11 protein-coding genes are annotated in these 13,133 nt (G+C 67.7%); 6 read left to right on the top strand and 5 right to left on the bottom strand.

Annotated features, from left to right (window positions below; genetic code table 11):
• Positions 1–30 precede the first annotated feature (30 nt).
• Positions 31–768: a FadR/GntR family transcriptional regulator gene (locus ACWDNU_RS24190; protein ID WP_370932699.1), complete on the top strand. Its 738-nt coding sequence runs from the start codon at positions 31–33 to the stop codon at positions 766–768.
• A gap of 1 nt (position 769) precedes the next feature.
• Here ACWDNU_RS24190 and ACWDNU_RS24185 read toward each other — a convergent pair whose 3' ends face one another.
• The 4 genes from ACWDNU_RS24185 to ACWDNU_RS24170 form a co-directional block, all read right to left on the bottom strand.
• Positions 770–1,366 carry a class F sortase gene (locus ACWDNU_RS24185; RefSeq protein WP_370932700.1) on the bottom strand — a complete coding sequence of 199 codons (597 nt, stop codon included), beginning with the start codon at positions 1,364–1,366 and terminating at the stop codon, positions 770–772.
• Positions 1,366–2,079, bottom strand: coding sequence for a hypothetical protein (locus tag ACWDNU_RS24180; protein ID WP_370932701.1), 714 nt, complete (start codon positions 2,077–2,079; stop codon positions 1,366–1,368). The genes ACWDNU_RS24185 and ACWDNU_RS24180 overlap by 1 nt, the downstream gene beginning before the upstream one ends.
• A gap of 237 nt (positions 2,080–2,316) precedes the next feature.
• The gene (locus ACWDNU_RS24175) at positions 2,317–3,348 is read right to left on the bottom strand and encodes a trans-sulfuration enzyme family protein (RefSeq protein ID WP_449670556.1); all 1,032 of its coding nucleotides are present in this window, start codon (positions 3,346–3,348) and stop codon (positions 2,317–2,319) included.
• A 159-nt stretch (positions 3,349–3,507) separates the two neighbouring features.
• A complete protein-coding gene (locus ACWDNU_RS24170) occupies positions 3,508–6,723 on the bottom strand; it encodes a penicillin acylase family protein (RefSeq protein WP_449670555.1) in 3,216 nt (1,071 codons plus the stop codon).
• 163 nt (positions 6,724–6,886) lie between these two features.
• Here ACWDNU_RS24170 and ACWDNU_RS24165 point away from each other — a divergent pair, with 163 nt between their 5' ends.
• The 5 genes from ACWDNU_RS24165 (at position 6,887) to ACWDNU_RS24145 (ending at position 11,036) form a co-directional block, all read left to right on the top strand.
• Positions 6,887–7,261, top strand: a complete 375-nt coding sequence (locus ACWDNU_RS24165) for an FKBP-type peptidyl-prolyl cis-trans isomerase (RefSeq protein ID WP_449670554.1) — start codon at positions 6,887–6,889, stop codon at positions 7,259–7,261.
• Positions 7,262–7,380: 119 nt separating this feature from the next.
• Positions 7,381–8,139: a S1 family peptidase gene (locus ACWDNU_RS24160; protein WP_370932704.1), complete on the top strand. Its 759-nt coding sequence runs from the start codon at positions 7,381–7,383 to the stop codon at positions 8,137–8,139.
• A gap of 125 nt (positions 8,140–8,264) precedes the next feature.
• Positions 8,265–8,999 (top strand): S1 family peptidase, encoded by a 735-nt coding sequence (locus ACWDNU_RS24155; protein ID WP_449670553.1) that lies wholly within the window; start codon positions 8,265–8,267, stop codon positions 8,997–8,999.
• 36 nt (positions 9,000–9,035) lie between these two features.
• Positions 9,036–9,371: a hypothetical protein gene (locus ACWDNU_RS24150; protein WP_449670552.1), complete on the top strand. Its 336-nt coding sequence runs from the start codon at positions 9,036–9,038 to the stop codon at positions 9,369–9,371.
• A gap of 48 nt (positions 9,372–9,419) precedes the next feature.
• Positions 9,420–11,036: a hypothetical protein gene (locus ACWDNU_RS24145; protein WP_449670551.1), complete on the top strand. Its 1,617-nt coding sequence runs from the start codon at positions 9,420–9,422 to the stop codon at positions 11,034–11,036.
• Here ACWDNU_RS24145 and ACWDNU_RS24140 read toward each other — a convergent pair whose 3' ends face one another.
• Positions 11,037–13,043, bottom strand: a complete 2,007-nt coding sequence (locus tag ACWDNU_RS24140; RefSeq protein ID WP_449670550.1) for an NB-ARC domain-containing protein — start codon at positions 13,041–13,043, stop codon at positions 11,037–11,039.
• Positions 13,044–13,133 lie beyond the last annotated feature (90 nt).

Genomic DNA, 13,133 nt, shown 5'->3' with positions numbered 1-13,133 from the left:
GACTCGCATCCGGCAGACACCGAGGTCAAGATGAAGTTCGAACCGGTGGCTCCGGTCCGCGCCTACGAGCGGATCGTCGAGCAGATCGAGGAGGCCGTGGTCAGCGGCCGCCTCAAACCCGGCGAACGGCTGCCCGGAGAACGGGAGCTGATGACGCAGTTCGGCGTCGGCCGCTCGACCGTGCGCGAGGCGCTGCGGGTGCTGCAGGCCGCTGAACTGATCCGGTCGCGACCAGGCGATCCGCGCGGGCCCGAGGTGCTGGCCGCGTCGCCGGGCGCGCTGCACCGGTCGATGCACCGGCTGGCCCGGGCGGAACACGTCGGACTGGCGGAACTGCTGCAATTCCGGATGGTGCTGGACGGCTCGTCGCACCTGCTGGCCGCGGAACTGCGCACCGCCGAGGATTTGACCGCGCTCGACACCGCACTGGAAGGAATGGCGACCGCGGACGGATACGCCGAATTCAGTCGTGCGGACGTCGCATTCCATGACGTGATTGCGCAAGTGTCACGGAATCCGCTGCTGGTGGTCAGCGGCGAAGTGGTCCGCGGGGTGGTCCTGGAATTGATCGAGGACAAACTCAGCCACGCCAACGACCGCGGCACGCTGATGCGCTCGTGGCTGCGGCATCACGAAGAGGTGCTGAACGCGATCCGCGCCGCCGACGGAGAGTCGGCGGCGCGGCTGGCGCGGCAAGCGCTGTATGACAACTACGCGGAATACGTGCCGAAGGACCAGCGCACGCTGCTCACTCCGCTGCTGACCTGAGTCAGGACACCAGGTTCGCGTACACCACGATGTTGTCCTTGTAGCTGTGCTCGGCGTGGTCGAACACGCCGCCGCAGGTGATGATGCGCAGCTGCGGCTTGTCCGTGTTGCCGAAGACGGCCTGCGTCGGGAACGTGTCCTTGGGGACCTGTTCCTTGCGGTCCACGACGAACTTCAGCTTCTTGCCGTCGCTGCGTTCGACGTCGACCTCGTCGCCCGGGTTCACGTCCTTGAGCTTGTAGAAGATCCCCGGCTTGTGGTCGCCGTCGACGTGCCCGAGCACGATCGCCGGACCCACTTCGCCCGGCACCGGAGAAAGCCGGTACCACGCGGCCTGCATCGGGTTCTTCACCGACGGAACCGAGATCTGCCCCTCCTTGTTGGGAAGGACGGTGATCAGCGTCGACTTCGCGCCGATCTTCGGGATCTCGACCGACGTCGGCCGCAGCCCGGCGAACGGCTTGGTCACCGGGACCGCCGAACTGGCCGGGGCCTGCGCGGCCGGAGCCGCCGGGGCGTCCGAGCCGCACGCGCTCAGCGAGAGGGAGAGGAGCAGGGCGCCCGCGACGGCGGCACCCTGCCCGAACTTCCTGGACATCAGGCGGCCATGCCCCCGAAGCCGGTCTCGACGCCGTGCTTCGGCGCGTACTTCACCTGCGAGTCGCCGTGGCCGCCGGTGGTGCCAGCGGAACCCGCACCCGCGCCGCCCGCCGGGGGAACGTGCCCGCCGTCAGTCGGCTTGCCCGCGCAAGTCCAGCTCGCGTAGACGGTGCCCTTGTCGAAGGAGACGCCCTCGTGACGGGTGACCGTCCAGCCCCAGTAACGGCCGTCGTCCTCGAACTGGACTGGGCCCTCGACGAGGTCGAAGTCATTGGAGTGCACGTTGGTCGGCTCGCCGGCGGCGCACGCGATCACGAAGAAGCCTCCGTTGCCGTCGAGGTCGACGCCGTAGGCGACGTTGTCCTCGTACGGGGGCTCTTCCGGCTTGCTGGTCTCGGTCGGCTTGCTCGTCTCGGTCGGCTTGCCGGTTTCGGTCGGCTTGCCGGTCTCGGTCGGCTTGCCCGTCTCCGTCGGCTTACCGGTCTCGGTCGGCTTGCCCGTCTCCGTCGGCGTGCTGGTTTCGGTCGGCTTGCCGGTCTCGGTGGGCTTACCGGTCTCGGTCGGCTTGTCCGGAACGGTCTCCGTCGCGCTGGCCGGGGCCGAGGCGGTCGCCGCCGGGCCCTCCTCAGCGTTCGCGGCAGGCACGACGGCAAGGCTGATCAGGGCGCCCGCGAGCACAGCGCCCGCGAGTCTGCCCAGGGTCTTCTTCAAGATGATTACCCCTCTGAGGAAAAGCGCGATGACCCCCACCGCGCTCGCTGATCCTGCCGAAGATTCAGCCCATAGGGGTAACCCTTTAGCTGGTGATTAATGACACGAGAGAAAGGCGTAACGAACGCCTTCTCGGCGGCGATGATTTCGCCTGATTGCCGGGAATCCGGCTTGTCGTGCCCATACCGTAACAGTTGCGAGGCAACCCGCACAGCCCTCGTTAATAAATGGCGGAAATCAGCCGAGTGCGGTCAGCAAATCCCGCCACAGGTCCTCCGGGTCCTCCAATCCGACGGAAAACCGGATGAGCCCCGGCGGCACGCGTTCCTCGCCGGGAAGCCACGCACGCCGTTCCATCAGGCTTTCTACCCCGCCGAGGCTCGTCGCCGGACGGATCAACCGGACGCTCGCGCACACCTTGTCGGCCGCGTCGGCGCCGTCGACCTCGAACGCCACCATCATCCCGAAACCGGGGTAGCGCACCTTTGTTACCGCCGGGTGTTCCGCCAACCGGGACACCAGCAGTTCGGCGGTACGGGTTTGCTCGGCGAGCCGCACCGGAAGCGTCCGCAAACCGCGTAACGCAAGCCACGTTTCGAGCGCACCCGGTGTCGCGCCGACCCGAGTCCGCGCCGCACGAAGCTCGTCCACAATGTTCTGCTCGGCTGCGACCGCGACGCCGAGCAGAAGATCGCTGTGTCCGCCAATAAGTTTCGTAGCGCTGTGCACGACGATGTCCGCGCCGAGCGACAGTGGTTGCTGATGCAGCGAAGTCGCGAAGGTGTTGTCGACGACTACGCGGCCCCTTGTGCCGCGCGCGATGGTCTCGATGTCCATCACGTCGAGCGTCGGGTTAGTCGGCGATTCGAGCCACAACAGATCGGCGTCGCAGTCGAGCCAGGCTTGAGTGTCCGTCGGCTCCAATTCGGTGACCGTGAGGCGACCAATTTGCTGCGCGTGCTTCAACGCTCCGCGCGTGACGGCGTAACTGAACGACGGAACCGCGGCCGTCGACCCGACCGGCAACGAATCCAGCACCGCGGACAACGTGGCGACGCCCGATGCGTAGGCGACCGCCGTGCCACCCTCAAGCGACCCGACGACCTCCTCGAAGGCAGCCCAGGTCGCCGTGCCGTCGGAACGCGCGTACACCGCGTCGCCGCCGGCCTCGAACGTGCTCGTCGCAACGATCGGCGTGGTCAGCGGCTCACCAGGGCCGTGCGGCCGACCCGCCGCGATCGCGCGGGTCCGCGGAGTCCAGTCGTCCATGCGGACACGGTAACTTCGCGACCGGCTGAACGGCAGGCGACGAATATCACCAGGTGGTCAGTCGTTCCACAACATGGGAGACGCCACGCGCGAAAGAACCGCTCCGGCCGATCATGCTGGCCGGAGCGGTCCTCGTCATCACATCAGTAGCAACAGAGCTCAGTGCGCGTAAACCTCGAACTCATACAGCGAATACCCGTACTTAGTCCCGCGCGAGACCCCTTGCATCCGAACGAACCGTGCGTCCGAAGGCGCGAACGAGACGTTGTCCACCCCGCCGTTCCCGTCCGTCACCGCGGCCGCGTCGTGCCAGTCGGTGCCGTCCGTGGACAGCTGGATCTTGTACCCCTTCCCGTATGCCTTCTCCCACGACAGCACCGCCCGCGAAACCTGCTGCACTGAGCCCAGATCCACGGTGATCGACTGGTTGTCGCTCCAGTCGCTCGCCCAGCGCGTACCGGCGTTGCCGTCGACCGCGTTCGAAGCGGGCGAGTTGTAGAAGCCGGTTTCCGCGCTGGAGGCGTTCACCGGCTTGCCCGCCGCGAGGTTCGAGACGTTGTCGCCGCGGTGCGCGGGGTATTCGACGACCTGCTGGAACGTCGGCCGGTTCTGCGTGCTGATCTTGCCGTGTGCGATGCCGCCCAGCGGACGCTGGATGATCGAGTCCGCGCACCACTGGTCGCCCGCCGAGCAGTCGCCGTCGCCGGGGTACACGGTGTTCGCCGGCTGTCCGGCGGCCGTGGTCAGCGAGTCGACCAGCGTCTGCCGGCACGCGGTCAGGTCGCCGCCGCCGCAGAACTTCGCGCCCAGCGGGCCCGCGACCGGCTGTCCGAGCACCGTGCGGAGATCCTTGCTCGCGTAACCCCACCAGCCGTGCTGGTACGCCGAACCCTGGTGCGGCTGCCCGACGTGCTTGCCCGGCGTCTCGTTCTGGAATCCGGACGGGCTTTCGTTGATCTGCAGCACGTTCGTCATCGCGCCGAACGCGTCGTCGCCCAGCGACGGCTTGAACTCGCCGGTGATCAGCAGCGGCCACCACGCGTCCATGATCCGGATCGCGTCGGCGTCGTTGTAGGTCTTGCTTCCCGGGCTGGATTCGACGCGCTGGTGTCCGTGCTCCATCCACGTCTTCAGCTTCGCCTCGGCATCCGCGGCGGCACCGGTGAGCGGGGCCTTGTCGAGCACCTGCAGCAGCAACGGCAGCACCTTCTCCGCCCGCAGGTCGGCCAGCGCCGCGTCCGCCATCGCCTGGGTCAGGTTCACCCGGGTCACCTTGGTACCGCTGGAAAGCAGGCCCTTGACCCGCGCGTCGAGCAGATCGGCGCGGTGCACGGCGGACTTGTCCGCACCGCCGGACGCGTAGCCGTCGGACTGCGCGTTGTTCCAGCTGATGTAGTAGTCCTGGTTCACCGACTGCGGATGCTGCGCCGCGGGCGTGTAATCGGCCTTGTTGCCCGCCGGGTTCCAGCCCTTCCAGTCGAAGCCGCGATCGCCCCACGCGGGCATCATCGGGTCCACAGTGGAATTGCGCACCGGGTTCGCGCCGGAGTTGAAGTACGCGATGTCCTTCGAATCGGCGTAGAACCAGTTGAAGGTGAAGTTGACGTCGTTCGCGGCGCGCTGGAAGTCCGCGGCCGACTTCACGTAGCCCGGGTCGTTGAACTCCTGGAACCCGATCAGCGAATCCACCTCGTGGAAGTACGAGGACCGCAGCGACGAGTACGCCACCGGCTTCCCGTCCACCGTCGCCCGCGAGGTCACCGGGCCGTACTTCGTGCGGTAGCTGCGCAGCGTGTAGGACCCGGCGGCGGTGCCGTCCGCGACCGTCGGCGACCAGGCGTTCTTGCGCTCCACGGTGTCCATCGGGAGGCATTTGCCCTGGTACAGGTAGTAGTTCGAGTCCTTTGTGGCCGGTTTGCCGCTCGGGTCGCACAGCGGCAGCGCGTAGGTGTCGATGATGTCCTGCGCGGCGGTCGTCGCGCTCCACGAGTAGTCCTGGCCGCGCCCGAGCAGCACGTACATGCTGAGCCCGGCGAACGACGCGCCCCGCGCGCTGATGCCCGGACCCTGGATTTCCTGCAGCAGCAACAGTTGCGGTGCGAAGTACCCGGTCTGCGGACCGAACACGGCGACCGGATGCCCGCTGGCGGTCTTCGCGCCGGACACGAGCAGCGCGTTGGACATGCCGTGCTTTTCCTTGAGCATGTTGCCCGGCAGCACGCCGTTGTCGAACATGCCGCGAGCGGATTCCTGGTCCTTCGGCGCGGAAACCTTGATCTTCGGTTGCGCGGCGGCAGCCGAACCGGTCTGGTCGAACACGAGCTGCTGGTTCGTCACCGAGCCCTTGTCCGGCAGCGCGGCGCCCTGCGGATTCGCCGGGGTGTTGCCGTACGGGAAATTCTGCCCGTCGTGCAGGGTCTTCACGGCCTCGGGATCGTCCTCGGCACGCAGGCTCTGCCACACCTTTTCGCCCTGCTCGACGCCGTACTTCTCCTGCAGCGCCAGCTTCGCGACCGCGTTCTGCACCTCGCCGCCACCACCGGCGCCGAACTGCGCGCCGACCACCGAGGCCAGCACGACGAGGTCAGTGAGCTTGAACGGTTCGATGGTGCCAGCGTTGGTGATCGCGTCGACGTGCCCGGTGAGCACGTACTCGCCAGGGAAGTACCGGCCGTTGTGCGAATCAGTGATGTATTTGTTGATGCCCTCGATGTACGCCTTCGCGTCGGCGAGCCCCTGCTGGCCGCGCGGACCGCTCGCCGCCACCGCGTCGATCTGCTGCTGCAGCTCGTCCTCGGTGTAGGGCGCGGAGGCGAAGAAAGACTGCTCCAGCTCGCGGTTCGCTTCCGCGCCGCCGGCGTACGACGTCAGCTGGCCGCGCCCGACCCGGCGCATGATGTCCATGAGCCACAAGCGGTCCTGCGCCGCGGCGTATCCCGCGCCGTACTCGGTGCCGGACCGCGTCGTGCCCTGGATGTGCGGGACGCCGGTGGCCTTGTCGCGCGTGATCGTCACGTCGTCGCGCGGTTTCAGCGTGCTCGCGACCTGGTCGGCGGGCACGCCGAAGGACGAGTCGTTGAAGAACTTGCCGATGGTGTCGGTCGTCAGCGTCTTGTACCCGCCCGCCAGGTCGGCGTATTTGCCGAGCTGGTCGTCCGCGTGCCCGGGCTGTGTGCCGAACGCCTTGTTGGCGAGGATTTCGGCGAGCGTCGCGCTGCCGTTCTCGCCCGGCGGCAGGATGTCGTTGCACTGGCCAGCGCAATAGTCGTTGCCGGGCAACGCGGCGGAAGCCGGTGCCGCGGTCCCGATCTGCACTAACCCGGCCGTGAGCACGGCTACCGCGCCCGCGGCCAGGATTGGGATGCGTCGTCGCATGCCGCACTCCGTCCACGAAGGATTCCCCAGGGTGACCCAGCGCACGCTACCGACGGGTAGGGCACATGTGAAGAGTTTTCGCGTTTATCCCCTCGTTGGGAGTAGTCCTCCCTGGTAGGCGTCCATCAGGCGCGGCGTTTGACCGATAGGTACGGTGAGCCCCATGAGCGTGGAAAAGCCCCTAGTCGAGCGCCCGGACGGACCGCCGCCCGCCGAGCTGCAGATCAAAGACATCACGGTCGGCGACGGCCCCGAAGCCAAGCCGGGCAACGCCGTCAGCGTGCATTACGTGGGTGTCTCGCACTCCACCGGCGCGCAATTCGACGCCTCTTACGACCGCGGCGCGCCGCTCGAATTCCAGGTCGGCGCGGGACAGGTCATTCCCGGCTGGGACCAGGGCGTCGCGGGCATGAAGGTCGGCGGCCGCCGCCAGCTGGTGATCCCGCCGCACCTGGCGTACGGCGAGCGAGGCGCGGGCGGCGTGATCGCCCCGAACGAAACTCTGGTTTTCGTCGTCGATCTCGTCGGCGTGAGCTGATTCAAGAAAACGCGGGCAGCCGGGCAAGCCCGATCGGGCAGCCCCGGCTGATCCCCCTTTCGGGGGAAACCGGAGACGCCTACGTTCGCATTGAGTAGTCGTCTTCCGGAGGATATTTCATGCGTTTGCGTGCTGCCCTTTCCGCTGCCTTCCTCGCCGCCGGCGCCGCGCTAGCCGTGGCCGCGCCCGCGTCCGCGGTCGCGAACGGCAACGATGTGGCGCCCGGCGAGTATCCGTTCGCGGCCAAGCTGTCCATGCCCGTCATCCCGAAGGCGGACGGCACCACTTATTCGAGCGGATGCTCGGGTTCCCTCATCGCGCCGCAATGGATCATCACCGCCGGACACTGTTTCCACGACGTCAACCGCAAGCCGGTTTCCGGCCCGGTGCCGTACGGGACTTCCGTGCTTCTCGGCTCGACCACCGACGAGCCGGGCAAGGGCGAACGGCGCAACGTCACCGAGGTGCAGCAGGCGGGCATCAACGACGTCGCGATCGCCAAACTCGACTCGCCGGTCACCGACATCAAGCCGCTGACCGTTTCGCCCGCCGCGCCGACCACCGGCCAGAAGGTACTGCTCGCCGGATGGGGCAGCCTCACCGAGGTTTCGCCGAAGCCGTCGGACAAGCTGCAGCAGGGCGAGATGCAGGTCGTCGGCTCGGACGCCACCACCGCGACCATCGTCGGCGTCGCGCCGAAGAAGGACACCAGCGCGTGCAGCTACGACTCGGGCGCGCCGTACTTCGTCGACGACGGCGACCACACCGGCCGCATCATCTCGGTCGAGTCGACCGGCCCGGACTGCCCGCACGCCACCCCGGAGACGACCGCGCGCGTCGACATCCTCAAGGACTGGATCGCCTCGCACACCCAGTGAGGGCAAGTCGCGAGATCGGTCGGTTTTCGTCGCCCATCAAGGGAATTCCGCATCGCGGACGGTGTCGTTAGCGTGGAAGGCCGAGTTCATCGGCGCCCGCCGGTGGCACCGGACGAAGGGACAGAATGCGCGTCCGCGCCGCGATCTCCGCAGCAGTTCTCCTGCCCATCCTCACCGCGAGCCCGGCTTTGGCCGTCGCCAACGGCTCTGATGTCCCAACGGGCCAATTCGGCTTCGCCGCGAAACTGAGCATGACCGGAATCCCGCTGCCGAACGGAAGCACGTACTCGAGCTTCTGTTCGGCAGCGCTCGTCGCGCCGCAGTGGATCGTCACCACCGGCCACTGTTTCCACGACGCCAACAAGAACCGGGTGTCCGGCCCGGTGCCGTACCCGACGACGGTGTCGCTGGGCCTGGTGGACGAGACGAAGGAAAAGGGCGTCCAGCGCAAGGTGACGCAGGTTCTGCAAGCGGGACCCAACGACGTCGCGCTGGCAAAGCTCGACAGCCCGGTCTCCGGCGTCACGCCGCTCGCCGCGAACCACCTGGTCCCGGGCGTCGGACAGCAGGTCACGCTGGCCGGATGGGGCAGCCGGACGGCGCAGAATCCGGTGCCGTCCAAGCAGTTGCAGCAGGGCACGATGAAGATCTCGTCGGTCGGCGGCACGACCGTCGCCATTCACGGCGTCGCGCCGGAGGCGTCCACCAGCGCCTGCACCTACGACACCGGCGCGCCGTATTTCACCGACGGCAAGCTGATCTCGATCGAGAACAACGGCCCGGACTGCCCGCACACCGGCGCGGAAACGACGTCGCGCATCGATGTGATCGCCGACTGGATCGACGAGCACGCGAAGTGAGTACGGTGGGAGGGCCGTCGACCTGAGGAGAGTCGCATGCCCGAGCCGATCCTGACCGCTGTCGCCACCGCGCTGGCCACGAAGGCCGCGACCGGGCTGTACGACCTGGTCAAGCGCAAGTTCTCCGGCAACAGCAAGGCGACCGCGGAACTGGAGGCGGCCGCCCCGGAGAACCCGGCCACGGTGACCGCGCTGGCCGAACGCCTCGACGAGGTCAGCCGCCAGGACCCGGAGTTCGGCGCGGCGCTGCGCACCGAGTTCGAGGTGCACCAGGAGGCGCGCAGCGGCGGGGTCACGAACCACGTGGGCACGGTGGCCGAAGGGGCCAAGGTCGTCCAGTTGCGTGACGTACAAGGCAATATCAGCCTCTGAGGCTTTTCGAACGACCGGCACGGAGCGCGATCGGTAGGATCGCTCTCCGTGCCTTCGTCGTTCCCTGTGCCGCGCCGATGGCGCACTGTGCCCACGGAACGGACGCTGCTGGCGGTAGTGCACAACGTCACCGCCGCGACAAGGCTGCTGGACGTGCTGCCGTTGTTCGCCGGGGACCCCCGGGTGCAGGTGGTGTTCACGTGCCCGGATTCGAGCGCGTTCACCCGGGGGACGCGGGAGTACCTCGCCGCGCGCGGGATCCCGCTGGAGCCGTGGGAAGACGTCGTCGCGGAGGACTTCGACTGGGCTTTGGCGGCGAGTTACGGCGGGGAATTGCATCGGATTCGCGCGCCGTTAACGGTTTTGCCGCACGGAATGGGTTATAATAAATTCTTGGAAACCGGAAACCGGAAACCGGAAACCGGAAACCGGAAACCGGAAACCGGAAACCGGAAACCGGTTTTCGGGTTGTCGGAGCAATGGCTGCTGCATAACGGCGAGGTGATCGCCGAACATCACGTCCTGTCCCACCCCGAGCAGCTCACCCGGCTGCGGCAGTACTGCCCGGAAGCCGCCGAACACGCCGTCATCGCCGGAGATTCCTGCCTGGACCGCCTGCGAGACGCCCGCGAGCTGCGCGAATCCTACCGCCAGGCCCTTGGCGTCACCGGCGAACAAACCCTGGTGCTGATCTCGTCCACGTGGGGTCACCTCTCGTCTTACGGATCCGGCCCAGACCTCCCCGCCCGCATCGCGCGGCAATTGCCCCTGGACGAATTCGCCGTCGTCCTAGCCCTGCATCCCAATATCGGCCAAGGTCATTACCCGTGGCAGCTGAAAATGTGGCTGCGAGACTGCGAACGGGCGGGTGTAATCGTCCTTCCGGAAGAAGATCTGTGGCAACCGGCCGCAGTAGCCGCCGACGTCACCATCGGCGACCACGGCTCCGTCACGTACTACTCCGCCTGCCTGGGCACCCCAGTCCTGCTTGCCGCCGCACCACACGAAGCCGTCGATCCGGATTCCCCGGTAGCCGCCCTGCTGCGTGCCACCCCCATGCTGACCAGCGAAAACCTGGCCGGCCAACTGCGCACCGCGACCCAGCCCGCAGACCTGGCCGCCGCGACCGCGCTCGCCACCAGCGTCCCCGGAGAGTCCGCGGCCCTCCTGACCGACCTCGGCTACCGCACCCTCAAACTCCCGCCCCCAGCTCAACCAGCCGGCTTCACCGCGTTCCCGCTGCCGCGCGTCCAACGCCCCGAGCCCGGCGCGCAATGGATCCAGGTCCGCGGCGACGAAGTAACCAGATTCGCCGCCGAAACACCCGATGCTCACCTAGTCGTCCACGTAGACGGCCCCGACCCACGCCTGCTGCGCCGCGCCGACATCGTGCTGGGCGACCAATTCCCCGACCCGGGCCGCTGGATCGCCCTCACTCTCGCCGAATTCCCCGGCTGCGAATGGGCCGCCTGCCCAGCCGGATCAGGTTGGCTGGCCGGCAGCCGCGCCGGCTTGGTCGTGTCCTTCACCGGCACCGACCTGCCGCAAGCCGTGCCGTCGCTGCTGTACGCGCGCGACTCGCTAAGCCTCGGCTTCCCGGAACAGCTGCCGTTCACCGCGGGCGGCCGCAAACACGAAGTCCGGCTTACTGTCCACTATGGATAGTTAGAGCTGGTCGATCCAGATCAGCAGATCGGTCGCCTCGGCGGTAAACCCGTGCAGCTGTGCAATGTCCAACGCGTCCTCCGCGTGTGCCTTCGCCTGGTCACGGTAGCCGCGAGCAAGCGCCGCCTCCGCCCGAGACCGCAACGCCGCGATACGCTCCCGCTGCAGCTTGGCCTTCTCCGCCGCGGTGGCGAGCTCGGCCAGCGCGGCCGCGCCTTCCTCGTACGCCCCGGCCTCGATCAGCTTCCGCCCCTGCCACAACCGGACCTTCACCAGATTGCCCGGCTCGTTCTTCAGCCCCTGCTCCGCCTGTGCCAGCAGGACAGCCGCCTCCTCCGGCGACACGACCTTGGCCAGATGCATCCGAATCAACGCGAGCCGACGGTCGTTACCGATTTCCTCGGCCAGCGCAAGGCTTTCCCGAAAGAAGACCTCCGCCTGACGGTACAGCGAAGCCGCGTCCTCCGTTCGTCCCTGCTGCCGCGCGATCAACCCCGGCTCGAAGAACGCGAGCCCACGCGCCTCCAGCGCAGATGCATGCTCCTCCGGCGTAGTGGCCAGCTCGGCCACTACGGCGAACTGCTCCTGTGCCGAAGCCCAATCCCGCCGCTGCATCTGAGCAAACCCGAGCTGAGTCCGGACCAGCCCCTCGGCAAGCGGCATCCCAGCGGCCTGCGCGGCCTGAACCGCGTCCTGACTCACCGCCGCCAGCTCAACGGGGTACGCGCCGTCCTTGTAGACCGGCCACAACGCCCTCGCCAGCCGGATGACGTCCGCGTGCGCGCCGACCTGCAACGCCACCTCCGCCGCGGCGAGCAAGTTCGTCTGCTCAGCGAACAACCACTCCCACGCGTCCCCCTCGGACGCCGGCGCGAAACCCGGCCAAATCTTCGCTGGCCAGCCAGTGGGCAGCGCGCGTTCCGCGATCCGAAGCCCCTGCTCGGCGTAGTACCCGACCACCGCCGCGGAAAGCTCGCCAGCCAGCGTCGCGGCGTGCAGCCGAGCCAGCTCGGACATCCGATAGCGGCCTCGGATCACTTCGATCAGCCTGGCGGAGACCAGTTTCTGCAGGGAGTCCTCAGCGTCGAACTCGTCGAGACTGAGCACCTCCGCGACGGTTTCCAGCCGGACGTCACCGCTGCCCGGATGCGCGCCGAAGAACCGGTACACCGCTTGTTCCTGCTCGCTCAACAGCTCGTAGGCGACGTCGAACACCGCGCTGGCCAGGGCGCCTTTCGCCCGGATCCGCGCGAGCAGCCGTTGCACCGTCGCGCCCTGACGCGCGAGCATCATGGCCGCGACGTTGAGTTCCGCGGCAGAGCCATCGCAAATCCGGAGCAGTTCTTCCAGCCGCTCCTCCTCAGCGGCGAGCTTTTCCTCGCCCACCAGTTCAGTCAGAATGCCCAGCGCCGCCTCGTCGCCCAACGGCTCCAGCACGACTTCCCGAGCGGAATGCCGGGCGTGCAGCGCATCAAACCCCGACCCGACCACGAGCACGTACGACCCGGGACGCGTCGGCAGCAGCGCCTTGACCTCGGCCGCGCTCAACGCATCGTCGACCAGCAACGCGACCTTGAACCCGGCGGTCTGCGATTGCCACATCGCCGAGCGCCCCTCGAGACTCGCCTGCATCTCGTCCGGGCCGTACCCCAGCTTGGACAGCAGTTCGGCCAGCACGTCCGCGCCCGCCCGATGGCCGACGCGCACCTCGTAGAACCGGTCGAACCGGTCCTGATGCTGATGCAGCCAGGTTTCGCACAGAGTCGTCCGCCCGCTGCCCGGCGCACCCCGCACGATCGCGATCGCGACCTTGTCCAGCGCTTCGTCATGGATCTCAGTCAGCAGATCAAGCTGCGGCTCGTTGTTCCGGTAATGCGTCGGCGGTGCCTGGACCTGCAACGCCGGCGCCGTGGGCTGCTCCGGCCCGTGGAAATGCACGTCGCCGTAGACGTTGCGCGCCTGGAAGACCTTGTCCGCCTCGCCGTCGAAATAGTTGCCGTCGCTCACCGTGTCCCCCGCCCAGCCGGTCCCGGCTCAGGCTACCGGAAACGTCACCGTCCGTGTCCAGCCCTTCACCACGATCAGGGCCAGGTAAGG

It is taken from the genome of Amycolatopsis sp. NPDC003676 (assembly GCF_053587275.1).
The sequence above is the reverse complement of the archived record's forward strand: the minus strand, read 5'-3'. Positions and strand labels throughout refer to the sequence as shown.